Here is a 25,222-nt window from a genome sequence, read left to right as displayed (position 1 = left end):
AGGGTATGCAGATTTATGGTACCGGATCATAGCCACAGCCACCCCAAGGGTGGCAACGGCACAGCCGGCGAGTAGTCAGCCAGCTCCCTTTCACTACGCCGTAGCGTGTGACGGCTTCAATACCGTATTGGGAGCAGCTTGGCGTAAAGCGACAACGCGCTCCAAGGAGCGGGCTTATTGTAAACCGGTAAAGTTGCAGTAGCGCGACGATTATTTTCGACATTTGTGAATCTTGCCGAGCAGTGAAATAAGTGCTTCACGGGCTGCGGCGCCTTCTTTTCTTCCAAATGGCCGGCGTGCACGTACCACCAGATCGATGCCGGATACTTTATTTGCGTTCAGGCGAAATGTTTCCCGCACTGTGCGTTTGATGTAGTTGCGGCCTACGGCCCGTTTGTCTGTTTTTTTACCAACAACTAAACCAAGTCTGGCGTGATCCAGCCCATTGGGCCTGCCAAGTACTTGAAAAAACTCATTGGAAGAAGAACAGCGCAAACTAAAAACGGATGAAAATTCATCCGCTTTTAGCAGGCGCATATTGCGCGCAAAACCAGCTTGGGTGTGTCCCAACAAAGTTTAGCTTCAAGGTTTTTGCCCGCAATTAAGCGGTCAAAACCTTGCGGCCCTTTGCGCGGCGAGCATTAACAACAGCTACGCCACCACGGGTTTTCATACGTGCACGAAAACCGTGAGTGCGTTTGCGTTTGATAACTGAAGGTTGGAATGTACGTTTCATAATATTGGATCCCTGCCAAACAAAACCGAAGTAAACCGTTGATTACATAGCTACTGGGCTGTCTTGTCAATACCTTTTATTGATCCGCTGCATAATAGGGCTGTGGATAAGTATGGGATGAAGCGGTACAATCGCTCCTCGTTCTCCTTGAATAACATCACCGCTTTCGTCGTGGGCCTCTTTTTTAACGAGGTATATTTGCGTGTTTGCGAATCACGACGGACAGGATACCCCTATGTCTGTGCTGGAAAATTGCTGGCCCCACTGCCTTACTGAGTTGGAGCGTCGTTTGGGCGCGGACCAGTTTCGTATCTGGATTAAACCCCTTACGGTTGAAATGACCGATGAAGGCTTAAACCTGATCGTACCTAATCAGATTTTCTTACAATTTATCCGTGATCGTTATCTTGGGATGATTGAAGAAGCTGCTGCCAGCTTTGCAAGTGGCGATGCGCCGGTGATTGCCCTGCGTGTTGGCTCCATGCAAAGGCCTGCTGCTGCGCCTCAGGCCAGCAATGCCGGTGCTGCCGAAGGCAAGCCTGCACCTGCCAAAGCCGTGATTAGTGTGTCTGCGGCCAATCACGAAACAACACGCTTAAACCCAAATTTTACCTTTGAAACGCTGGTTACCGGTAAGGCCAATCAGCTGGCACGCGCCGCAGCGATTCAGGTGGCTGAAAACCCTGGCGTAAGCTACAACCCGCTGTTTGTGTATGGCGGCGTAGGCCTGGGTAAAACTCACTTGATTCAATCGATTGGTAATTATGTGCATCAGCGTAATCCTGGTGCCAAGATCCGCTATATTCACGCCGAAAAATACGTGCAGGATGTGGTGCGCGCTTACCAGCACAAGGCGTTTGACGAGTTTAAACGCTACTATCATTCGCTGGATTTGCTGCTGATTGATGATATTCAGTTTTTTGTGGGCAAAGATAAAACGCAGGAAGAATTCTTCTATGCTTTTAACGCCCTGGTTGAAGCGCACAAGCAAATTATTATCACATCGGATCGCTATCCAAAAGAAATCGACGGCCTGCAAGAGCGCCTGACTTCGCGCTTTTCATGGGGGCTGACAGTAGCGATTGAGCCGCCAGAGCTGGAAATGCGCGTGGCCATTCTGATGAAAAAAGCCGAGCGTGAAAATTTCAAGCTTGATGCCAATGTGGCGTTTTTTGTGGCCAAACATATCCGCTCAAATGTGCGGGAGTTAGAAGGCGCATTGAAACGGGTATTGGCTTATTCACGCTTTACCAATCAGCCGATTACACTGGATGCTGCAAAAGAAGCCCTGAAAGATATTTTGGCGTCTGGCAGCCGTCAGGTATCGGTAGAAAATATTCAGAAAACGGTGGCGGATTTTTATAAAATCAAGATTGCAGATATGCATTCTAAAAAACGCACCCGTGATATTGCACGGCCAAGGCAGATTGCCATGGCGCTGACAAAAGAGCTGACACAAATGTCCTTGCCTGCGATTGGTGAAGCGTTTGGCGGGCGGGACCACACTACAGTCCTGCATGCCTGCCGCACCATCGAAGAAATGCGCGGCAGCGATAGCGAAATCGCCCATCAGTACGGTGTATTGTTGCAAATGCTGCGTAGTTAATTTTTTGTGGGTAAATCAGGCGCTCAAATTCGCGGCTGGTTTGCCCGTTTGCCGGCCGTGTGGCTTTAAAATGTACTATGCATTTTGTATAAAACACCGGCTGGTTTTGTAAGTTTGAAGGTTGCTTAGCTTATTTAGCGTGGCGAAGCGCCATTCATTCCCTACACATGCTGTAAATCGGTTAGAATCCTGCGGTTAAACCCATTTTTCGGAACGAGGCGCCATGCAACTCTTGCAAGCCGAACGCGATGCGCTCCTGAAGCCGCTGGCCACGGTCACCGGTATTGTTGAGCGCAGGCATACCCTGCCCATTCTCTCGAACGTGTTGATCAAGAAGGATGGCGACGCCCTGTCCTTTACCGGCACCGATCTTGAAATTCAGATCAGTAGCCGTCAGGCCGAAGGCTTCTCTGGCGACGATTTCGCCATTACAGTCGCGGCTAAAAAGCTGTCTGATATCTTGCGTGCTATTGCGGATAAAACCGTTGTGAGCATGGAAGAGGCCGACGGCCGTCTGACGATTAAAGCAGGTAAAAGCCGCTTTAATCTGCAAACGCTGCCCGCCGCTGATTTCCCGCAACTGGCGGTAGATACCAATCTGCGCGCCACAGTACGCATGCCCCAGGGCCAGTTAAAAGCCTTGCTGGGCCGTACGCAATTTACGATGGCACACCAGGATATCCGTTATTACTTAAACGGTTTATTCATGGTTACTGAAGGCAATTTGCTCAAACTGGTTGCCACTGATGGCCACCGTCTGGCTTTTGCATCGGCAGAAATTCTGGGTGATTTCGCTAAAAACGAAGTGATCCTGCCGCGTAAAACCATCCTGGAATTATATAAATTACTGGCCGATTCGGATGACGAAGTCACCATCGATATCGCCAGCAATCAGGTGCGTTTTGCCTTTGGCAATATTGTGATTCACAGCAAGGTGGTGGACGGTAAATTCCCCGATTACAACCGCGTGATTCCGCAAAATAATGATAAAGGCCTGCTGATTGAGCGCCAGATGTTGCTGGCCTCTATGCAGCGTGCTGCGATTTTATCAAACGAAAAATTCCGTGGTGTACGCTTAGTGCTGACCGACGGCCTGCTTAAAATCATGTGTAACAACAATGAGCAGGAAGAAGCACAGGAAGAAGTAGAAGTAGATTACAGCGGCGCGCCGCTGGATATCGGCTTTAACATCCAGTATCTGCTGGACGTATTAACCAATACATCGGTTGAAACGCTGCACTTCTCGTTTGGCGATGTGACCTCTTCGGTACTGGTAACTATCCCGGATAACGAGCACTTCAAATACATCGTGATGCCAATGCGTATTTAGCCACGCTAAGTTTACGGCTAAGGTCGGGGTTGCCCCGGCCTTTTGCATTTGTAAGATGTTAGATTTATTTTTATTGCGAAGAATAATTCGCACGGTTTTTATGATTTTGATTGGCTTTGAATCAGGCTTTTGGGCTTGAACATGCTGCGCACATCTTTATAAAAATTTAGCCTGGCCAAAAATGGGCCAGGCTCGTATGTTGATTTAAGGAATTAGCAATGTCTGAGCAACAAGAATATGGCGCCGATAGCATTAGAATTCTGAAAGGTCTTGAAGCCGTTCGGAAACGTCCGGGCATGTATATCGGTGATACACAGGACGGCAGCGGCCTGCACCATATGGTGTTCGAAGTGCTGGATAACGCCATTGACGAGGCGCTGGCCGGGCATTGCGACACGATTAAAGTGATTATCCACGCCGATAACTCCATCAGCGTAGAAGACAATGGCCGTGGTATTCCAACCGATATCAAAGAAGACGACGAATTCAAGCGCTCTGCCGCCGAAATCGTTATGACCGAGCTGCACGCCGGCGGTAAGTTTGACCAGAACAGCTACAAAGTTTCTGGCGGCTTGCACGGTGTGGGTGTGTCGGTGGTGAATGCGCTTTCAGACTGGCTAAAGCTGACCATTCGCCGCAATGGCAAAGCGCACAGCATGGAGTTTCGCCAGGGCGAAGCAGTTTCGCCGCTTAAAATCATTGGCGACACCGAGCGCCGTGGTACCGAAGTGCACTTTCTGGCCTCGACCGAAACATTCGGTCTGGTTGAATACCACTTCGAGATTCTGGCCAAGCGGATTCGCGAGCTTTCCTTCCTGAATAACGGCGTAAAAATTCAACTGCTGGACCGCAGCCATGGCAAGGAAGAAAACTTTGCCTACGTAGGCGGTGTAAGCGGCTTTGTTGAATACATGAACCGCAATAAATCGGTACTGCACCCGCATATCTTCCATGCCTATGGCGAGAAAGACGGCATGATGGTGGAAGTGGCGATGCAATGGAACGATTCCTATCAGGAATCCGTGCAATGCTTTACCAATAATATTCCGCAAAGGGATGGCGGCAGCCATATGACGGCGCTGCGCCAGGTGATGACCCGTACCCTCAATCAATATATTGAGCAAAACGAGCACGCCAAAAAAGCCAAAGTAGAAACCTCCGGCGACGATATGCGCGAAGGCCTGACCTGCGTGTTATCAGTAAAAATGCCTGATCCAAAATTCAGCAGCCAGACCAAAGACAAGCTGGTTTCCAGCGAAATTGGCCCGGTGGTCAGCGAAGTGATCAGCCAGGCACTGGCCGACTTTCTGTTAGAAAACCCCAATGACGCCAAAATTATCTGCAGCAAGATTGTGGATGCCGCCCGCGCCCGCGATGCCGCCCGCCGTGCGCGTGAACTAACCCGCCGTAAAGGCGTGCTCGATGGCCTGGGCCTGCCGGGCAAGCTGGCCGACTGCCAGGAAAAAGACCCGTCCAAATCAGAAATTTATCTGGTCGAGGGTGATTCTGCGGGTGGCTCGGCCAAGCAAGGCCGTGATCGCAAGTTTCAGGCGATTTTGCCCTTGAAAGGTAAAATTCTGAACGTAGAACGTGCGCGTTTTGACAAAATGATCTCCAGCCAGGAAGTTGGCACGCTGATTACTGCGCTGGGCTGTGGTATTGGGCAGGACGATTTCAATATCGAAAAACTGCGCTACCACCGCATCATTATCATGACCGATGCGGACGTGGATGGCTCGCACATCCGTACGCTGCTGCTCACCTTCTTCTACCGCCAGCTGCCAGAGCTGGTGGAACGCGGCTATATCTATATCGCCCAGCCACCACTGTTTAAAATTAAACACGGCAAGAGCGAAACTTACCTGAAAGACGAAGCCGAGCTTAAACAATACCTGCTGCGCCAGGCCTTAAATGGTGCATCGCTCTTACCAAGCGCAGAAGCAGAAGCCATTGCAGGCGACGCGCTGGAAAAAATGGCCCGCCAGTACTTTGCCTCCGAAGCCGTGGTAGACCGCCACAGCCGCTTTATTGATGCCGCCATTCTGCAGGCCATGATTGGCATGCCTGCGCTGGCATTAAGCAACGAAGCCGAAGCACAGCAAAGCGTGGATCTGCTGACCAGCGCCATGGAAAAAGTGGCCACGCCAAACAGCCCGCGCTACACCTTCAGCTTTACCCGCTCAGAAGAAAGCTTTGTGATCACCGCATCGCGCCGCCAGCATGGCGTATCGACTCTGCAATACCTGGACGAAGCCTTCCTGCTGTCTGGCGATTACGCGCAAATGCGCAAAACTGCCGACATGCTGAACGGCCTGTTGGGTGACGGCGCTAAAGTAAAACGCGGCGAGCAAGTGCAAGCCGTGAGCAACTTTAAAGACGCCATCGAATGGCTGCTTGGCCTGATCCGCCGCAATATCGCCATCCAGCGCTATAAAGGGCTGGGCGAAATGAACCCGGAACAGCTCTGGGAAACCACCATGGACGTCACCGTGCGCCGCCTGCTCAAAGTAAACGTGGAAGACGCGCTGGGCGCGGATGCGGTATTTACCACCCTGATGGGTGATCAGGTAGAGCCACGTCGTCAATTTATCGAACAGAACGCGCTGATTGCGCGGAATGTGGATATTTGATGGTTGTAGGATCCCATTAACTTCTAGATATTTCCCACTTTTCTAGATTTATGGGATCACAGTTTGAAGCTAAAAAAGCCCCGGAAGGGGCTTTTTTATTGAGCCTTTGTCCTATTTATACTCGAAAATTGCTGTAGGATTTGCAAAAGCCATAGTAGGTTTTTTTTAGGCTACTTTTATTGGGGACAGTATCCATTTTTGATCATGTCTCATCGCGATAGGAAGTTCTTCCACCAAGTAGCTAACCTCTGAAGATAGCCCTGTTGCTGCTTAGGTGGCTGAGCTTTATGTTCGACATCCTTGATCGCCGAGGCTGGGTTGTTCAAATTATCGTAATAGCTCTGCTTTTGCATTCGACTAAGCTGGCGGCCTTTGGCAATTGTTTTATTGGACATGTCTTTTGCCCAAATCACGTTGCCACTTGAAATGAAGTAATGAGATTTGCAGGGGAAGGCCCAGTTTCCGATTGAAGGATCCAAAGTGGCTCCTTGCCTGGTTAACGTTAGTGACCAGTCGGTTGGGGATAGAGGAGTGATTACCTCTTTCCCGCACCCACAGGCACAAAGGTGCCCAGCCACATCCCTATCCCTTGACACATAAAGGATTCCAGTCTGCAGTTCTTCTGGAATTTCATCGACTAAAGTATGCGTAAAGTGTACAGCTTTCATTAATGCGTACACTTGCTAAGTTGGTTTAAGTTCACATTGAAAGTAGTTTCATGTTCAACATGATCATCGAGATAGAAACTACTCATGCGCTTCCATTTTGTAACAGCTAGTGAAGCATTCAGGCAATTGAAGTCTGCTACCTGAATGTTTGATGCGTACAACTCTTCATCACGATCAACTTTGGGGATTCGAGTGAGCGCAATTTCACGAGTTGAAGGCGTACTGGCCGTCACGCGACAAGTTCCCCAGAGAGACTCTTGATCATCAGTCAGGTTTAATCCAATTCCAACATCTATGATATTCACATCAGTGTCAGCTAGTGCATGCAGGATGAGTTGCCGTACCTCGCCTCGGTCAACAGACAAGAATACGTAGTCGAACTCAATAAGCAACTTAACGTTCTCTTCGTGGATCATTACATTGTGTGGCACGACGCCACGGCGCATGTTCGCATAGTGTTCACTGAGGTATTCGACCTTTGTGACTTCACGATCGAGCACTTCTCTAGATATTGCACCAGGAAATCTGAATGCATTGTGAGGTCGTAGTACATCACCATCGAAAAGGTGAATCTCACAAACATGTGTCTTTGCAACCAGGTCAAGTATGTAGCTGCCAGTCCCTCCTAAACCAACAATCGCAATTCGCTGCTGATTGAATCTTGCCGCTAGCCGCTGGATACCAGCTCGACTTGATGCAGTATCCTGATATAGGAATACAGACTCTTCTTCAATTGGTTCACGTGCTCGAAAGGTGCGCGCATCTGCTTTGGGATCTACTGCTTTAGCTTGATTTGAAATTACTCGCACATAGCTCGTAATTTTCTCGTAGTAGCTCTCGTAATAGCCGCACTTTGGCTTGTTGGAGAACCAGTGCTGAGCGGTGATGCCTTCCGCCAATTTGAACTCTCCACTTTGGCAGCGTATCTGAACGAGATCCGAGCCATCAGCTTTGCACGGATGTTCGCCGATGAAGTGGACCTGATGGGTGCTGGGCCGGTCAAGCATGTCTGAAGTGGCCATACTCAGCTCAGAAACAATTACTCCACAAGCTACCTGCTTGCTTGACGTGACATATGGTACCGAGTGGATCAGCAGATAACCGGATCGAATTTCGATGTCAAAGCCCTCATCGATGAGGCGCTGCAGTTCCGGATTACGACTTATCAGTTGGCGTGACATAGAATTTCATCCCTTCTTTAACAATGACCGTTTGACCTTCTACCATGGAGCCATTGGGGTTTTGGTGCGGGCCAGAACCGTAGTCAATCGAGTATATGACCTGATCGCTGGGAACCGCATCCGGGTATGCTAATTTGACCACATCCCAGTAAGTCAATATGCGATGGTCAACTTCTCGGCGGCGAGAATTCACCTTGATTGTGATGCTGATTTTGCGTGTGATAAAGCGCTCGGCTCCAGGGGTCGTAAGATCAACCAGTTCTTTATCATCTATCTGACGGTCGTGACCTCCCGCAGCATCAAACCAAACTTCGAAACTATCGATTTGCACTCCAGCAAGCTTCTTGATTGTTGCTCCAGAGATACGCGTAGCGCCCCAATCTATAGCTCGTTCATTCAGGAAAATGCGAAATGAGCGATCACTTTGAAATACGATGAATTTTTCAACCCCGACATTGCGCAGATCTACAGCCTCCTCTGGGCGCAGCACTTCAAGAGCGCCATCAGAAAAAACTTGAAACACCAGAAACTCGCTTGCGGGGGATGCTCCTGCTGAGATCAGGATTTGACTACCAGTAACGACCGGATCATCGACGATCTTGGACGCGAATTGCAGCGACTGATCACCCACTAGAATTTCGTAAGAACCATGAAGGGGCTGCCCTGAGCAGCTGGAATCGTGTAGATATTGATTCATTGTAAAACTCTCCGAATCTGATTAAATTAAGCTGTTTAACATCGATCCCAGTATGAGTTCCGAGAACTTAGGTGTAAGTCTAAACCTAAGTTCTCGTTAAAGCAACCAGTTTAAGCAGATTATTTGATGGCGCAGTACTTGAATTCGATGCCGCCGGTATCGGCGACTTCTTCGACGCGTAAGAGATAGCCAGCCTGGACAAGATTCTTCAAGCGCGTGCTGGCATTTTGAACAGAGATACCAAGGTCTGCAGCGACTTGAGAGGTAACCACAGAACGCTTTGTAAGTACGTACTCAACAAGGCTACGGGTCGAAGGGTTTTGCTCCGGACCAATCACCTCAAAACTATCATCATTCCAGATAACAATTGGTTGATCCTTAGCACGAGCTGCGTATGTCCAGTTGTCGATTAGGTCGCGGTCCAGTAGGTCAACTAAGTAAATACCACGCTCACCCCGAAGGAACTTAGCTAGAGATACAACACTTTCTCGAGGGAACGATGCATCAGTAGCTTCGATGCCATCTAGAGAAACTCCCAAAACCAATGCTCGTGGATGAGCTTCAACATAATTGAGGAGCTTATGGTAGACGCTCTTCCCCTCAATGTTCCCATAGGGACTAGCGCTAGTAGTGAAGTCTATCAACTTCACGATAAGAGTATTCTGGTTCATGGTGTTAATTTAAGCGGCTATCGCAGCTGGCGTCAAGTTTAAATTCGAAACAGATGTGTGTTCCCGCCAAATATGGCAAATTAAGATGGTGATCAAAATTGACTCCATGGCGATCATAGTTAACCATAAGTTCAAAGTTGCTTTGTCGAATAGAGATTCGTGCACTAAATTTTTCTGCAATTTGACCTGAGAGCTTGAGACCCAGTCCTCGGCCATCAGAGTTAACCTGACTAAGTGCTCCCACCTTAAAGATTTCAGTTAGTAAAGCAACTCCTGGATGCTCTGCGGCAGCCATCAAAAGCGCTACATGGGGATATTTTTGTGGAACTACTTGTGACAAAGTACCAACAATCCCAAGCCCATTGTCTGAAATTACTGTCTGAATTTTTTTCGCCTTAGGATAAAATTGCAAGCCAGCAAAGCCAGGCAGAGTTGTTTGAGAATGTTCAATGACATTACCATAAAGCTCAGCAAGAACAGTGAACATGGATTGAGAGCGGCTCTGCCCTCCACAGGAAACAAAGCTATGCTGCAGTAATTTCGGTATTTCAGCATCTGGCGCAATTGGGTCAATCATTCTGAATTCAATAACGCCGTCATTATTTCCTTTGTAAGCCTTCGACCGGTTACCGCTGGGGCGCTTCGGTAAGACCTCAATATTTTCATTCAATACATCAAAGAATCCGATTCGATCAAGGTATGAAAGAGCGGATTTTGGCCCCTCGAAATCGAGTGTGACTTTTTTCCCTGCAGATACGAGTTGATTGCAAAATGCCAGCAAACGCCCAATAAAATCTAACATAGGCTTGCATCCATCTTTCAGGATGAAAATCACAGAAGTGTGCGAAGTGTCCAATGGGGAGTTGTCAGAAAACGCATTTTCAAAATGCTCGGCAGTAAGCCACGTAGCACCACCAAATTCGATAGAACAACTCGAATTTATGATCGACCATCTGAATTCTTCATCTTGTTCGAACTTATCCTTGTTGTCGTGCAATAGACGATTTAATTCGCTCTTATCTACTGCTAACCTAGACGCAATAGTCCTTGCTTTTGATTTAGGGTTTTGGGTAAGAAATTCAGATATCTGGCCTAGCATTGTATAGGGTCCTATGAGCTGCATGAGTACAAATGCAGCTACACAAATAAGAACGCCCAACGTACCTGTAAGGCGCTATAAGTTTCGATCGAGCCGGTTAATGACCCCTTATGCCCCAGTATTAATTTGTATTACTTGGAATTGGCGTAATGTAGCAATTTTCAAGTGGTCAGCATTGCTGGTTTTCGGTATGAATTTATCTATCATTTAGTTTTTACTTACGCCGAAGCGCGCCCCTGCGGTTGCTTTTTTGGCAGAACTGACCCTGGTTGATACGTTGCATCGAACACTGTGTCCGTCAGCCATCGTTTGAAGTTGGTATTGTCGCTGAATTGCTTGAACAATTCAGTGTGATCGGACAGTAATTCAAGTACAACACGGTTCAATGCCTTGTCATGCTCCAGCTTGGCATTTTGCTTATCAGAGTTTGCTTGGGCATTTTGATAGGCTTTGTCTTGGGCAACCCGCGCAGGAATATCTACAGTAATCACTTTTCGAATCTTGTCTTCATCTTTCCACGGAATATTCCCGAACAGGTCGTTGAAGGTTTTAACAATGTTTGAAAGTCGGTCAATTTCAGGTTCGCCTTTGCCTCCACCGCCCCCCGGTGGTACGGGATCGACCGTGGAGTCGGCATCTTCCATTGCAATCTTCATTGCCGCTTTGGCTTCCACTCGGTAGCTGTCCATGTCGATGGTCTCCAGCACTCCCTTGGAGAAATCTTCCTCTATTGGTGCGGGTAGTTTGGGAATGAGGAAGTTCAGGAAGATCGACAGCTTCTCCCACGTTGGGTGACCGTAACTCAGGATTGCTGCGAGGAAACCGTAGCTGCGCACGAAGGCTTTGGCTTTTCCCTTGAACTTGACCTGATCGTCTTCGCCGAGCTTGTCCGTGTACTCCTCTACGCAGGCATCAAGAATGGGGTCTAGCCTGTCTCGATCTGCTCCGCTCAAGTACAACGCAACCAAGTCCTCCACCTGTTGCCAGCTATACACCTGCAGCCCGTCGAGTTCGGCCTTCAGGTCGTGCAGCTTGTTGGCATCGGTTTCGCCGGTTTGAATGGTGGCGCGGTAGTAGTCCTGGAATGCTGTCTTCACTGCTTCGGCGTTGTCGGCGAAGTCGAGCACGAATGTGTCGTGCTTTTGCGGGTGCGCGCGGTTCAAGCGTGACAGGGTCTGCACCGCCAGCACACCAGCCAGCGGCTTGTCCACGTACATCGAATGCAGCAAGGGCTCATCGAAGCCGGTGACGAACTTGTTCGCAACAATCAAGAAACGATATGGGTCTTGCTTGAGATTGGCCGGAATGTCCTTGCTCGGAAACCCGTTGAGATCGGCCTCGGTCTTCTTCTGGCCGCCAATCTCGAAGTCGCCCGAGTACGCCACGATGGCCTTGTAAGGGCTTTTGGTCTGCGTGAGGTAGTCCGACACCTCGCGCCAGTAGTCAATGGCCCGCGCAATGCCGCTGCACACGATCATCGCCCGCGCCTTGCCGCCAATCTTCTGCTTGCCCGCCACCTGCGCGGTGAAGTGATCCACCATGATCTCCGCCTTGCGGCGGATGGCCTTGTCGTGTGATTCGACGTAGTGGCGAATCTTCTTCAGCGCCTTCACCTTGTCGAATTCCGGGTCGTCCGCCACCGTCTTCGCCACTTGGTAGAAGCTGTCGTAAGGGGTGTAGTTCTCCACCACGTCGAGGATGAACTTCTCTTGGATCGCCTGCTTCGTGGTGTAGGTCAGCTCCTCGGGCGAACGGAACAGCACCTTGTCACCGACCAGCGTCTTCTCGCCGAACAACTCCAGTGTCTTGTTCTTGGGTGTGGCGGTGAACGCAAAGTAGCTGGCGTTGACCAGCAGCTTGCGGGAGGCAATGCGCTTCTCGATTTCCGCATTGACCGCATCCTGCGTGCTGTCCTCCTCGAACTCTTCCTCGGCCACCTTGCCGCTGGCATCCGGAGCGGCGGCTTTGCCGCCGAGGGCTTCATGCATCCGCGCCGTGGTCTTGCCGCCTTGGCTGGAATGCGCTTCGTCGATCAACAGCGCAAAGCTCTTGCCGGAGAGGTCGCCCAGCTCATCAAGGATGAACGGGAACTTCTGCACCGTGGTCACGATGATCTTCTTGCCCTTCTGCAAGAAGCCTCGCAGTTCCTGTGCGTTGTCGGAGTGGCCGAAGATTGCCGCCACATGGTCATATCCCTTGATGGTGCGGGCAATCTGCGTGTCCAGCGCGCGCCGGTCGGTGATGACGATGATGGAGTCAAACTGCGCAGTCATCGGATCGTCCTTGCGGCGCAGCTCCACCAATTGGTGCGCCAGCCAGGCAATCGTGTTGCTCTTGCCGCTACCTGCCGAATGCTGGATCAGATAGCGTTTGCCCACCCCATCGGTATGGGCACGGCGTAGCAGCGCACGCACCGTGCGCAACTGATGGAAGCGCGGGAAGATCTGCTTGCGCTTCTTGCGTTTCTTGCCGCTGGCGTCTGCTTCTTCCTCCTCCACCACCTGCGCGTAGCTCTCGATGATGTTGGCCAGCGACTCGCGGGTCAGCACCTGCTTCCACAGGTAATCGGTCTTCAGACCATCCGGGTTGGGCGGGTTGCCTGCGCCACTGTTCCAGCCCTGGTTGAACGGCAGGAACCAAGAGGCCTTGCCCTTCAACTCAGTGCAGAACGCGGCCTCCGCGTCATCGACTGCGATGTGAGCCACGCAACGGCCCAACTGGAACAGCAGCTCCTGTGGGCTGCGCGTGGTTTGGTACTGGACGATGGCGTCGGCCAGGGTCTGCTTGGTCAGCGAATTCTTCAACTCGAACGTCAGTACCGGCAGACCGTTGATGAAGATAGCCAAGTCCAGCTCGTTGCCGGAATCGTTGCTGTAGCGCACCTGCCGGGTGACGCTGAAGATGTTCTTGCCGAAGGCATCCGCTGCGGCGGCATTGCCTGGTGTGGGCAGCAGCTTGTAGAGATCGACGTGTATCGGCCCGTGGCTCACGCCCTTGCGCAGCACGTCCACCACGCCGCGCTTGGTGATCTCGCCCTGCAGCCGGTGCAGGAACTGGGTGCGCTTGATGCCGTCCGCCGCCAGTTCCAGCGTGTCCACCGCCTTGGGCTGGGTAGCCTGCAAGAAGGCGAGCAGTTGCACGACATCCAGCGCAATATCGCGGTTGTAGTCGGTGGGCTTGCCCTGCACGTAGCCGTTGTGGGTGGCGGCGAAGTCGGTGGGAGCCAGCGCATGGCTGTACTCGGGCTGCGGCACACCGGTCAAGCCGCGTACCACGCGCGCCTCGAACCAGCGCTCGCTGGTGTCAGTCTTTGCCATCGCCATCCTCCTCTTCGGTCACATCTTCGTTTTCATCGCCCAGCGCGGCTAGCACCGCGTCGTCCACCACGTCCTCTGGGCTGGGCTGCCAGCCGCGCACGTCCACTTGACCTGTGACCACATCGGCGATCAGGCGGTCGCGATATTCGCGGATGAGGTCGATCTCGTCTTTGGCGCGCTGGATCGCTTCGTCGAGCGGCTGGCATTCGTCGGCGATCCAGCGACAAATGGCTTTCTGCTCGGGGACTGGTGGAACTGTGAAGGGAATAGTCACGAGCTTTTCACGTGTCAAATGCGCGATGCTGACCCGGTTCACGATGGCATTGAAACGTCCACGCTTGCCGTAAACGAAAAACTGATGAAAAAGGAAATCGGACAGCATCGTCGGCTTGACCGCCACCCGATGCACTGAATTCTGGATGTAACACTCCGGAAGTTCATCGCTCCACATGCATGCGCGGCCGACTTCGCCGCCTTCGCTGACTAGAAGATCGCCCTTGCGAACGCGAAGCTGTGCCATTTCAGACTTGGCAATCCACATTTCTTTAACGTCACGCACATCGGGTTTAATCCATTGCACATTCGTGGATCGCAGATAGGGCTTGAACTCTCCGTCAGCGTCTTTGGCTTCGGTGGTTAGCATCTTGCCCAATACCACATTCGCGACGTTTTTTAGCCGCTGCACCTCCCAATGCTCAGGAATCTCGTCCAGCCATTCGATGCCGGACGGCTTCAGCGTCACTGATGAATCAAGGCCGCGGGTGACTGCGTGGTCGATGATGCGCAGCTTCTGCTCGGTTAGCAGCGCGATGAGGTCGCGCTTGGTTTTGATGAGGCGGGCAATGTGCGCGTCCTGCGCGCGCAGGTAGGCGACGATCTGGTCTTGCTCGGGGCGCGGGGGCTGGATCAGCGCAATGTCGAGAAACTGGTTCGGATACAGGCGCAACCGAGAGGATCGGATGCCAGTCGAGCGCCCGATGTACTCGGCCACGTAGGCTCGGGTGCGCAGGAGGTAGTCAAGATACGCCGGATTGAAGCTATCAGCACTGTGCGGGCGGTACACGCCATAAGCGGGGCTGACGATGCCCACGTGCCTGCTCGCACCGAGCGCTGCCATCCATGCCCACAGCGTGTTGATGACGATGTCACCGGGTTGGCACAGCTTGGAACCAACATAGCTCGCAGCCTTGAACATGGTAACTTTCTTCTGGCTGCGCGGTGTAACACCCGTGAGGTGTGACACCGACAGCAGTTCTTCCTGACCGGTTTTCGAGCGCTCGTCCACTTCGCGGAAAAAGGTCTTGGCGCGTTGCTCGTTCCAATACTCGGGCACGGGTGGCAGCCAACGCATTCGTGCTGCGCGGTAGCCCGGATAAGCGCTTGCTGTAGCCATCATTGCGCTCCCACGATTTTGTGCAGCAAGCCCTCGGTCTGCTCTTCCAGTCTCAGGATGTCGGTACGGATCTGATCCAGTGTGCGCAGCGGGGTCGGTTTGTAGAAGTAGCGGGCAAACGAAATCTCGTAGCCAATCTGGGTCTTATCCATCGCAATCCAGGCATCCGCTGCGTGCGGTAGCACTTCGCGTGCGAAGAACACGTCGATGCCACCTGCTTCCTTCAACGGTACCTGCTCGGTGTCGCGCAGCTCACTGTCGGGTTCGTACTCGACCATGAAGCGATCTTTTCCCACGGTTTCTAGGTACGCACCGTCGAAACCAGGCTCGAAGAAATCGCTCGATTTCAATTTGGTGCGTTTAGCTAGGACTGGCGGCGCGGCTTCGTCGCGCCAACTAACGGCCTTGTAGATGACCTTTTTCTCGGGTGCACTGAGTTTGTTACCCTGTGACTTCAAGGCCGCATCGAAGTGGGTTCGGAATTCATTGTGATCGTCAAATACGGCGCTGCCTAGTGCCTTTTGCGCCCGTTGTGCCACCTCCATTAAGCTCTTATCACGCTGCCATGTCGATGCATCGAGCAGTTTCTTGCGGCGCTTGGCGGGCACGGCCTTACGGGCGGCAGGGATTTCGCCATCATCGCCACTGTCGCTGTCTTCGTTGTCGTCGTCATCGTTTTCATCTTCGCCTTTCAGCCATGCCTCGATGGCCGGTTTGCGTTTGGCAAACTCGGTATAGAGCGCCTCGCCGTGGGCGGCGTAGATCTCGGCGCGCAGCTCCTCATCGCCAGTGGCAAAACGTAGGGGTTCGATACGTTCGTCGGATAGTTGACTTTTCAGGCGCAGTGGGCGCTCGACAGTGATTTTCCAGTAGCCAAAGTCCTGAGTTTCAAACCATTTAGACTGTGCTGACTCCAGCTCTTTGCCAAGGTAGATGTCCAAAATACGGACAATATCTGCATCGGCTAGTTCGCAATTTTTCTTGCCAAGATTTCGTCGCAGCGGTTGGAACCACTGCGATGCATCAATCAACTGCACTTTGCCACGCCGCGCTTCGGCCTTCTTGTTAGCCAGTACCCAGATGTAGGTGGCGATGCCAGTGTTGTAGAAGATGTTGAGCGGCAGGGCGATGATGGCTTCGAGCCAGTCGTTCTCCAGCACCCAGCGGCGGATGTTGCTTTCTCCCTGGCCAGCATCGCCGGTGAACAGTGCCGAGCCGTTATGTACCAGCGCGATGCGGCTGCCCAGTGGCGTGTTGTGCTTCATTTTTTGCAGCTTGTTCACGAGGAACATAAGCTGCCCGTCGCTGGAGCGGGTGATGAGCTTGAACTCGTTGTTGCCCTCGTGGCTGACGATGAAGCGCGGGTCGTTGAATTCCTTCTTGCCGCCCATTCTCTCCAGATCGGTTTTCCAACTCTTGCCGTAGGGCGGGTTGGAGATCATGAAGTCGAATTCACGGCTACGGAACTGGTCAGCGGACAGGGTGGATTTGTCTGCGCCGCCGACGATGTTCTCTGCCTCTTCGCCTTCGCCCTTCAAGAGCAAGTCGGCCTTGCAGATGGCGTAGGTTTCATCACTGATCTCTTGCCCGAACAGGTGGATGGACACTTCTTTGCCCTGCTGCTGGGCTAGTTCGTGCAGTGATTCCTCGGCCACGGTGAGCATGCCGCCAGTGCCGCAACTGCCGTCATAGAGCGAATAGGTGCTGGACTCGATCCGGTCAGCCACCGGCAGGAACAGCAGCTTGGCCATGAGATGCACCACATCGCGCGGGGTGAAGTGCTCGCCAGCCTCTTCGTTGTTTTCTTCGTTGAAGCGGCGAATCAACTCCTCGAACACCGTACCCATGCCGTGGTTGTCGAGTTCTGGTAGCTTGACCCTGCCGTCAGCATCCTTGATCGAATGCGGTGCGAGATTGACCTCAGGGTCGAGAAAGTCTTCGATTAGGTAGCCAAGGACATGCGAATCCACCAGCTTCTGAATCTGGTTGCGGAAGTTGAAATTGGTGAGGATTTCCTGCACGTTGGGCGAGAAGCCATCCAGATACGCAATGAAGTCATCGCGCAGCCGCTGGCCTGCCGCGCTGGCTTTTAGTTTGACCAAGGTGAATTCAGAGACGTTGTAGAAGGCCTGCTTAGCAGCATCACGAAGCGCTCCGTCTTGCGCGGCTACATTGTGAGCATCGAGAAGCCTTTTGCGCTCCAGTACCGCGTCCTTGGTAGTCTCGAGCACGGCATCGAGCCGCCGTAGCACGGTGAAGGGTAGGATCACGTCGCGGTACTTGCCGCGCACGTAGACATCCCGCAGACGGCCATCGGCAATGTTCCAAATGAAGTCGGAAATCCACTTGATCTGGCTTTGGTCTTGTTGTTGCTTCTTGCGCATTAATACTTTCCTTAATTCGCCGCTGCAGCGCTAGCATTATCAGTGACTACGGCGAGTTTCCAATGATCTTTGAGTTTGCCCACAAGGTGTTTCTGTCTCTCTGCCAGAAGCAAGGGGGTCCACTCATTTTCTGATCGGACTTCCTGCGTCAGCACGAAGGGGGATGCCTGGCCTTTGCCTTTGAAATAAGCGTCTTTCTTCTTGGCAAAGTTGTAGTTGCTGGCAGACGAGTTCTTACTTCTATCCAATGGAACTAAATTGGCCAAGCGGTGAGTCCAGCCTTCTCGTTCATCTTCATTAGGGAACCATTGGAGCCATTCCGACCCATCGGGCGGCGTTTGCGGTAGAACGTGTTCCAGAGACAAGGCATCTTGGAGCTGTACGCCAGGGGCGCGTACCAAAGATTTGAGTCGTAAGACCAGTGCCATGCGGGCTTTGGGCAGATTGCGGTAGATATCCCCATCTAGCGCCGCCACGAACTCACGTTTTTGTTTCTCCGTCAGGGCCAAAGTATTCAATGCCGCGAGATCGCCATCGAAGGCTATCGGCTCGATTTCCTTAGTGAGAGCGGCATAGGTTTCGATCCGTTCGTTGATACCGACTTTGGTAACCAAGAGGAAATAGGTAAGACGTTCCAATGATGCGAAAAAATCCGCGAGCAGTTTGGGCTTTTGTCGGAATCGTTTGAAATAAACCAGCGCCGGTGGAACCCAATCTTTGAAGTCGACGCGGTTGAGCCAGGATAGGTGCTCGTTAATTGTATCCGCGTGCTCGGTCGCCTCGAAGTCGGCGTCGCGCACAAAATCCCAAACTTCGGCGTAGGGTTTGATTACCGTGTCGATTAGGTCAATAGGGGTATTGTACTCGGTGATGTGCTCTTGGAACTCCTTGACCAGAATGAACTTCTGCTTCTTCTTCGCATAGATGCTACGGATGTGTCCAAACAAATCGCCGAAGGCGTCTCGGCCCAATGCGCTTTCAATGCGGCTCCATTCCTTGGCGTAGGTACGGCTCTTGGACTCGCCTGCAGTCGTGCGGATCAGTCCCAGCACCTGTGCCTTGATGATGTCGATTGGTGCGAGGTCAAGCCCACGATTGTTGAGTACTGAGAAGATGCGGTAGGCCGCTTCAAGGTCAGGCGTGGAGATGACAACCAACGAGCAGTCATTGGCGAGGAACTTCCACAAAGAGTTCAGATCGTCAGGCCGCAACGCTTTGGCCTTGTTGAGTAGTAGCGTAGCGTTTTCGCGGTAACGTAGACGGCTGTCTTCCAGCTTATCGGTGTTAGAAATGAGTCGTTCCAACCCCTCTTGCTCTTGGATGTAGGTGCGGAAAAAATCGGCATCTTCCTCGCGCGCCTTCAGGCGATACTCGTTGAGTTCACCCCACTCTGGATTTCCTTCCTTGTAGAGGTATTTGGTGAGGAAAGATGCTGAGTTGGGCATCAAAACTCGCAATACCGCAAGCAAAATTGTAAGTGTAGATAGTCGCTGCTGACCATCAACTACAAACGATTTTGGATCTCGATCTTCCTTGATTAAAACGATGCTGCCGAGAAAATATTGACTGCTGGCTCCTGAGGTGCGCGCATCCAGCATTGCCGAATACAGATCATCGAACAATTCGGTGGCCTGCTCGGTCGTCCATGCATAGGGGCGCTGGTAGTCAGGTATCTCGAACTGGTAGCTTCCTTCGAAGATTTCCCGAATCAATTTGTCGTGGGCTTCAAGTGTCTTGGCCATTGGGTTTCTTTTTTCCTATCGTTTCTTTGTACTGCTCGGGGCTTGATAGCCTGGGGCAAGCTTAGCGTTCTCGACCCCGTACAGGGCCAACGGATCACTGAGCCAAAGACGGTACTGTTCTTCTTTAAGGCGATGATCGCGCGAGCAATCCACGCTCCATCGCTGCAGCATGTAACCAGCCACCGCCGCGCGAACACGCATCCGTATCGAGCCATCAGTCATTCCGTAATCCATCTTGATTATTTCGGGGCGGGCGAGACGCGGATGCGGCACCAAATCCAGTTCCACGATCCGAGTCCACTGGATGTCGTTATCTGGGCGCTCGTTGGCATTGGGTACTTCATCGACCAAGGTCGGCGCTTCAATGCGGGTGACGACGAAGTCGCGAAACTCGCCGGACTTGCGGTCAAATGCCCTGGCGTGCCAACGCAGGCCAGTATCGACTAATGCAAATGGCACAATCACCCGTTCCGTTTCACCATTGCTCATCGAGTGGTATTTAATTTGGATCGGACGCTGGGCACAGATGGCCCGAGTTATTGCTGCTAGTACATCTAGGTGCGGTTGACCGAGGTGGGCTGGTGTTTCAAATGCCCAGAGAATAGGTCGGGCGACTGCAGATCCGTCGCCAAACCCTTCTGTTAGCCAGGACATTACGCGTTGTGTTGCATGCTCAAAAATAGCCACGAAGCTGGGCTGATACACATAGGCTTTCGCCTTCGCGTCGTACTCGATATTGAAGGGGGTTAACTCTTTGTAAAGCGCCAGATCTCTTGATGCTGCCGCTGACTTCACTCCAAACCGATCAACGATATCCTGGCGTCGTATGTCGCCGATAAACCATAGGCGTAACTCGATAAATGCAAGTCGATCTCGCTGGGTTTGTGTCAAAGTAGTAAGTTGCTCGGAATGGTTCATTTCAGCCTCTGAAAGCCCTATTTAAGCACTTTATATTGTTTCTTTTGTTATGTCTATGGTTATCAAAATGATGTGTGCGTAAGCTATTATTGATGGCTATGATTGTCAATCAGCATCTAATATTTTCCACTCGTCAGCGTCCAAAAGTTTCCAGTTTGTCAGCCCGTTTTCTGCCCCTTTTTACGCTGTTCAAACCTGAACGAATCATTACCCGTTTCCAGAAATTCACAGTGATGTGTGATTCGGTCCAGCAGCGCTGTCGTCATTTTGGCGTCACCAAATATCGTGACCCATTCGCCAAATGACAGGTTGATCGTGATGATCAGGCTCGTTTTTTCATACAGCTGGCTGAGTAAATGAAACAGTAAAGCGCCACCTGAAACAGGAAAGGGCAGATAGCCTGGTTCGTCCAGAATCAGCGCATCGATCTGGCTGAGCTGCCTTGCCAGATGGCCGCTTTTGCCTATCGCCTTTTCTTTCTCCAGCAAATTCACCAGATCCACGGCATTGAAGAATCTCACCCGTTTGCCCTTGTGAATCGCAGCAACACCCAATGCTGTGGCGAGGTGGGTTTTGCCCGTGCCGGTGCCGCCAACCAGAATCAGGTTGTGCGCATGCTCCATAAACGCAGCGGTGCCAGCTGGGGTGGGCCCAAGGGGCTTTCTGCCCAGTCAAAGCCCATCAAATTCCGGTGGATCGGGAAGCGGGCTGCCTTGAGCTGATAGCGCAAACTGCGCACTTCCCGATTGGCCGTTTCGGCTGCAATCAAATGATCCAGTCAGGCTTCTTTGCCCGCATAAATGGCGGGAGCGCTATAGCGATTTCGGTCCACACACACCAGGCAAGTGCTGGAAACACGTAACATGACTTCGACATAACCATAAAACACCGCCGACATTGGGCGCAAAGCAGTGTGTTCGGACTCCCAATGGCTGGCGATAGAGCCCTCGTATACCGGATGCTGGCGTGCGCCCAATTCCCGGCAGCGCTGGCTTACCCAGGCATTCAGTGCCGCAAAGCTGGCAAACCGGGCCAGCGGCGTAAACAGCCATTCGCGGATATTGCCCACCTGATTTTCAACCTGCACCTTCTCCCTGCCTGATGCGGGTGTGCAGGCCACTGGCTCAAACAGGTAATGGTTGGCCAGCACCATAAACCGCCGGTTGAATTGCCGCTCTTTGCCAGCCATAATCGCATCGACAACCGCCTTCAGATTGTCATACACCATCCGCAATGGCTCGCCACCGAAGAAGGCAAAGGCCCGGTTATGCGCATCAAAGACCATTTCCTGGGTTTCCCTAGGATAGGCCACCACAAAGCACTGCCGGCTGTAGGTCAGGCGGAAATGCGCCACTTTAATGGTTTGAAAGACGCCATTGATTTCGACCTGTTCATGGCTCCAGTCGAACTGACTCACCTCGCCCAGCGCAAAGACTAAGGGAACAAAGGCCTGCTTGCTGCCGGGTGCGGCGGCGATGGACTTCCACTGTTTCACGAAACACTGAATGCTGTCATAGGCCCTGGCATAGCCCTCGGCTTGTGCAAGCCTTCAAAGAGTCGTTGAGCGGTTCTGCGCTGCGCTTTGGGCAGGTGCTGTTCAGTTTCCAGCCATTGCTCAAGGATGGATTGAAACCGGCTAAGTTTGGGCTGGGGTTGCCGGGCACGCTGGTAGGAGGGAGATGCGGTGGTTTTAAGGTACTTGCGTGCCGTAGGACGGGAGAGTTTAAGGTCACGGTCAATGGAACTGATACTTTCGTGACTAATGAGATGGCGACGCCGGATTTCGGCAATGATGTCCATGGATAACACCCCAGGTTTCTCCGGCGAAATACCGGATGGTTACACAACCGGGGTGGAAACTATTGGGCGCTGTTTACCCCGGAAACCTGGAAAGTTTTGCATGCTGATTTACAAGAAATCACGTGCTTTATGGATCAAACCCGCGGTGATTAGCTCTTGCCCTTATCCATCCCCTGATTGCTAGCCCAATCTAAGACCCATTGCCGTTGCTCTTGTGTTTCAGGAGAAACGGGATGGCGATGTATTTTATCCACGGACGACCATAGTTGCTGTAAATGAATGAGCGCGTCTTGCTCTGCCATCCCACCTTCAACTAAGTAACAACCCACCACGGTACCTGTTCGCCCAACTCCACCCCAGCAATGAACATAAACACAATGTCCCTGCCCGATTGCATGATGAATCGAATCCAGAATGGCCCGCATCAACAGTTTGTTTCTAGGAACTGATTTATCTGGAATCGCGAAGCGCATGTATCCAACAGGCAGGCCATTTAAGGCTAGCTCTGGCAGCAAATCATCATAGCGAGCAAGCTCTCCCTCTTGCGTTAAATCCACAAAAAAACTTACGCCAGCATTTAGATATTTCTGCAATTTTAGTTGGGATGTTTTGAGGTCTTGATCACGTGGATATTCCCCCGCCAGCAATTGTCCTGCTCTTACCCAATAACAATTTTGATTAGGGCATTCCATTTCAAACTCCTGACTTAAACAGCGTAAAGGAATGATCAAGTATCGATAGATGATCTGTGAACATGACATTTGCCATGCCCAATAAGTGATTAATCAAATCCACGCTGCTGCTGTACCATCCGCTGCAGAAACGCTCCATGCAGGCATGAATAGGTAGTAAACCAACTCGCTGGATCAAAAGCTCAAGGCAAGTCCATTGTACCATCGCCCTACCCACACAAAAATTGACGGGTAGTGCTACGTTTCCACGTCAAAAGGTGCATCATTTGTCCTTACAGTTGATTTAGAAGTATATTTTTCGTGTGAAGAGAAAATGGCATGGCAGCCATTTACAATGTAAATCAAAGTGAGCACCTACGTCCCCCAGCTTTTTCATCTGCGTCATCGAGGCGTCCATGCCGCAAAACTTAGCGCGCCACTTGCAGAAAGGGGCGGAACTTATACCTTGCTGGCGACACAGATCAGGAACGGTCGAATTGGTTTTGTTGTGAGGGGATTATCCATCTACTCTGGCGGATTCACCTTGTACAGAACGTTCTTGATGGCGATAGACTTGCATTTTCCTTGGTCACTGCTAGCAATGAACGTATCGGCATACTCGATGATCAAGTCATGAACATGCGTGGCCAGTTCATCGTCGTCTATCGAAGTCACCATCGACATGCACGTGTCCATGGCAGCAAAGCGGTTCATATTGACTGCACCAATAATAGCAATACGCAAAGCCTCTGTTCGATTGGCGAGGTCTGCGTGCGGGGTGTAGAAGACGAGCACCATGTTTCGGGCAATTGTCTCGGCATAAGCCCAACTGTAGTCGCCGCTCTCCACCATCACACGATAGCTCTTGAGTAATGCGGCTAGATAGTCTTCCGACAACTCATTGGCAACAAATCCAAAAATCTCATACGACAGCTTGAATCCAATCAGCTTTGCGTCTTCCTCATCTAAGGTCTGCAGCTCATCGATGAACTCTTTCACAATGGAGTCAGAGAAGTTATTGGTGCTGGAATAATGCGTTTCAATCGTGGTCCACAGACCAAAAGTCGTTGGCCGGCCCGTCTCGCGGCCATTGATCGCGTCGTAGGCATGCCGCAAGCTCACTCGCAGCGCATCGATAGATTGGTATCGTTGATCCTTCAGCGGCCGACAGCTTCGATCTATGATTGGTCGCAGTTGCCGCGGAATTTGCGAGTGTTCAAGGTGCAGAAGGATGGGATCCATGCCCGTCAGCAGCGTGTAGAACGACTTTCCCAGCATGAAGATGTCGCCTAGCGCATCGGGATGCTTAAACCCGCCGTTGAGGAATTCCGGTGGCAAGTAGCTCAGGGTGCCCCCATATTCAGCGGACCTTGTGAACTGAGTCAGTGAATCGACTTGAGAGCTCAAGCCGAAGTCCGAGACAACGAGCTTTTCCCCATTGAACAGGAAGTTTTGTGGCTTGATGTCGCGGTGAAAAACACCGTTATTATGTAGTACTTCAATGCAGTCCAACATGGCGAGGAAAACCCACTCTTGGCAAGCAATATCCGACTGAATTTGCGTGGCCATATTGAACAAATCACCCTGCTTGTAAAAGTCCATTACGAAATATGGGGGCTCGTGCTCTACGTTGAAGTGGTGCACCGTCACGACGTGATCACTGCCGCTGAAGCTGTGCATTAGGCGCACTTCTCGCTTAAATCGCTGGAGCGATGCCGTCGAAGTGTCCTTGCAGTATTTCAGTACTTTGGGCTTGCCGGTGGCGTCGGTCTGATCAATAACATGTAAGATCGACCCCATGCCTCCTGCTTCGCTGCAGATGTCCGTAACTAGAAACCGTCTATCAACAATCTGACCTTTAGAAATCACGTTATCCTCCCAAGCAACAAGCCATTTAAGCCAAGGGAGGGCCACTAGTCAAGCGAGTCTTGGGCTATATCGTCTCGAGTTTCTTTGTCGCCGCAAAGTCTGCTTTAGTCGAAGTGCAGAAGATGTAATTACTGGTTTAGTGTCTGAAATTGTAAGTGTTGCAGATAATAAATCTGGAGGAATTATTGCATCGAAGCGCCAATTGTTGGTCTTAGCGGTGTAAAATTTTTGCAAGGTGTTAGGGCGATATTAAAATTTCCTACTGCATTCGGATTTTGTATTCCTAAACATGTAAGATACCCCACGCATTAACCCTCGCTTGAAGGTGGCGAAATTGGCAAGCATTGTGCCGATGATTGAAGAATTTAGTTGGATCAGTTGAGTAAAACTCCGCAACCTGCGATGACTCAAATAAAGAAAATACACTAGGCAGCGTCCCACACATGCTTTTGCCTCCTCTTTACAAAGTATGGCACCCTAGGCAAAGACTTCTACGCAATATAGTGCTGT

At 51.5% G+C, this 25,222-nt stretch carries 20 protein-coding genes and 1 pseudogene; 3 read left to right on the top strand and 18 right to left on the bottom strand.

All coding sequences use genetic code 11. The features are described from left to right. Positions 1-13 precede the first annotated feature (13 nt). From yidD to rpmH, 3 genes are all read right to left on the bottom strand, one after another. A complete protein-coding gene (gene yidD, locus HA050_RS14520; protein WP_115228759.1) occupies positions 14-223 on the bottom strand; it encodes a membrane protein insertion efficiency factor YidD in 210 nt (69 codons plus the stop codon). Continuing rightward, a complete protein-coding gene (rnpA, locus tag HA050_RS14515) occupies positions 211-537 on the bottom strand; it encodes a ribonuclease P protein component (protein WP_166827561.1) in 327 nt (108 codons plus the stop codon). The genes yidD and rnpA overlap by 13 nt, the downstream gene beginning before the upstream one ends. Before the next feature lie 64 nt (positions 538-601). Further along, positions 602-736: a 50S ribosomal protein L34 gene (gene rpmH / locus HA050_RS14510; protein WP_099399737.1), complete on the bottom strand. Its 135-nt coding sequence runs from the start codon at positions 734-736 to the stop codon at positions 602-604. 235 nt (positions 737-971) lie between these two features. Between rpmH and dnaA the strand changes: the two genes are divergently transcribed. The 3 genes from dnaA to gyrB all read left to right on the top strand — a co-directional run bounded on the left by dnaA (position 972) and on the right by gyrB (position 6,302). After that, positions 972-2,342, top strand: a complete 1,371-nt coding sequence (dnaA, locus tag HA050_RS14505; protein ID WP_115228760.1) for a chromosomal replication initiator protein DnaA — start codon at positions 972-974, stop codon at positions 2,340-2,342. Positions 2,343-2,565: 223 nt separating this feature from the next. Beyond that, on the top strand, positions 2,566-3,672 hold the full coding sequence (dnaN, locus tag HA050_RS14500; protein ID WP_046351797.1) for a DNA polymerase III subunit beta: 1,107 nt from the start codon (positions 2,566-2,568) through the stop codon (positions 3,670-3,672). 218 nt (positions 3,673-3,890) lie between these two features. Next, positions 3,891-6,302 carry a DNA topoisomerase (ATP-hydrolyzing) subunit B gene (gene gyrB, locus HA050_RS14495; protein ID WP_166827558.1) on the top strand — a complete coding sequence of 804 codons (2,412 nt, stop codon included), beginning with the start codon at positions 3,891-3,893 and terminating at the stop codon, positions 6,300-6,302. Between the two features lie 209 nt (positions 6,303-6,511). On the opposite strand, the gene HA050_RS22180 is transcribed toward gyrB, so the two are convergent. The 15 genes and pseudogenes from HA050_RS22180 to HA050_RS14420 form a co-directional block, all read right to left on the bottom strand. Further along, complete coding sequence (locus HA050_RS22180) at positions 6,512-6,970, bottom strand: ubiquitination-like system serine protease family protein (RefSeq protein WP_240929080.1); 459 nt, start codon at positions 6,968-6,970, stop codon at positions 6,512-6,514. Further along, positions 6,970-8,151, bottom strand: a complete 1,182-nt coding sequence (locus tag HA050_RS14485) for a ThiF family adenylyltransferase (protein WP_166827553.1) — start codon at positions 8,149-8,151, stop codon at positions 6,970-6,972. The genes HA050_RS22180 and HA050_RS14485 overlap by 1 nt, the downstream gene beginning before the upstream one ends. After that, the gene (locus tag HA050_RS14480; RefSeq protein ID WP_166827551.1) at positions 8,126-8,848 is read right to left on the bottom strand and encodes a multiubiquitin domain-containing protein; all 723 of its coding nucleotides are present in this window, start codon (positions 8,846-8,848) and stop codon (positions 8,126-8,128) included. The genes HA050_RS14485 and HA050_RS14480 overlap by 26 nt, the downstream gene beginning before the upstream one ends. Positions 8,849-8,967: 119 nt before the next feature. Beyond that, entirely contained in the window at positions 8,968-9,519 is a 552-nt protein-coding gene (locus HA050_RS14475; RefSeq protein WP_166827548.1) for a winged helix-turn-helix domain-containing protein, read from the bottom strand. 4 nt (positions 9,520-9,523) lie between these two features. Next, the gene (locus tag HA050_RS14470; protein ID WP_166827545.1) at positions 9,524-10,618 is read right to left on the bottom strand and encodes an ATP-binding protein; all 1,095 of its coding nucleotides are present in this window, start codon (positions 10,616-10,618) and stop codon (positions 9,524-9,526) included. Between the two features lie 218 nt (positions 10,619-10,836). Beyond that, the gene (locus tag HA050_RS14465) at positions 10,837-13,935 is read right to left on the bottom strand and encodes a type I restriction endonuclease subunit R (RefSeq protein WP_166827543.1); all 3,099 of its coding nucleotides are present in this window, start codon (positions 13,933-13,935) and stop codon (positions 10,837-10,839) included. Continuing rightward, a complete protein-coding gene (locus HA050_RS14460; RefSeq protein WP_205836444.1) occupies positions 13,922-15,331 on the bottom strand; it encodes a restriction endonuclease subunit S in 1,410 nt (469 codons plus the stop codon). The genes HA050_RS14465 and HA050_RS14460 overlap by 14 nt, the downstream gene beginning before the upstream one ends. After that, positions 15,328-17,712, bottom strand: coding sequence for a type I restriction-modification system subunit M (locus HA050_RS14455; RefSeq protein ID WP_166827538.1), 2,385 nt, complete (start codon positions 17,710-17,712; stop codon positions 15,328-15,330). The genes HA050_RS14460 and HA050_RS14455 overlap by 4 nt, the downstream gene beginning before the upstream one ends. Positions 17,713-17,723: 11 nt before the next feature. Further along, entirely contained in the window at positions 17,724-19,454 is a 1,731-nt protein-coding gene (locus HA050_RS14450) for a DUF262 domain-containing protein (RefSeq protein ID WP_166827535.1), read from the bottom strand. A 15-nt stretch (positions 19,455-19,469) separates the two neighbouring features. Further along, complete coding sequence (locus HA050_RS14445; protein ID WP_166827532.1) at positions 19,470-20,372, bottom strand: WYL domain-containing protein; 903 nt, start codon at positions 20,370-20,372, stop codon at positions 19,470-19,472. Positions 20,373-20,530: 158 nt separating this feature from the next. Beyond that, positions 20,531-21,150: pseudogene (gene istB / locus HA050_RS14440) on the bottom strand (IS21-like element helper ATPase IstB); the annotation flags it as partial. Beyond that, entirely contained in the window at positions 21,151-21,867 is a 717-nt protein-coding gene (gene istA, locus HA050_RS14435) for an IS21 family transposase (RefSeq protein WP_308418905.1), read from the bottom strand. Further along, positions 21,864-22,172, bottom strand: a complete 309-nt coding sequence (locus HA050_RS14430; protein WP_166827529.1) for a hypothetical protein — start codon at positions 22,170-22,172, stop codon at positions 21,864-21,866. The genes istA and HA050_RS14430 overlap by 4 nt, the downstream gene beginning before the upstream one ends. A 149-nt stretch (positions 22,173-22,321) precedes the next feature. Beyond that, positions 22,322-22,864 (bottom strand): protein-tyrosine phosphatase family protein, encoded by a 543-nt coding sequence (locus HA050_RS14425; RefSeq protein WP_166827526.1) that lies wholly within the window; start codon positions 22,862-22,864, stop codon positions 22,322-22,324. A gap of 504 nt (positions 22,865-23,368) precedes the next feature. Continuing rightward, on the bottom strand, positions 23,369-24,643 hold the full coding sequence (locus tag HA050_RS14420) for a serine/threonine-protein kinase (RefSeq protein WP_166827523.1): 1,275 nt from the start codon (positions 24,641-24,643) through the stop codon (positions 23,369-23,371). Between the last annotated feature and the right edge of the window lie 579 nt (positions 24,644-25,222).

Source organism: Iodobacter violaceini, assembly GCF_011601265.1.
GTDB classification, from domain to species: domain Bacteria; phylum Pseudomonadota; class Gammaproteobacteria; order Burkholderiales; family Chitinibacteraceae; genus Iodobacter; species Iodobacter violaceini.
This window is presented reverse-complemented; position numbering and strand designations above follow the sequence as displayed.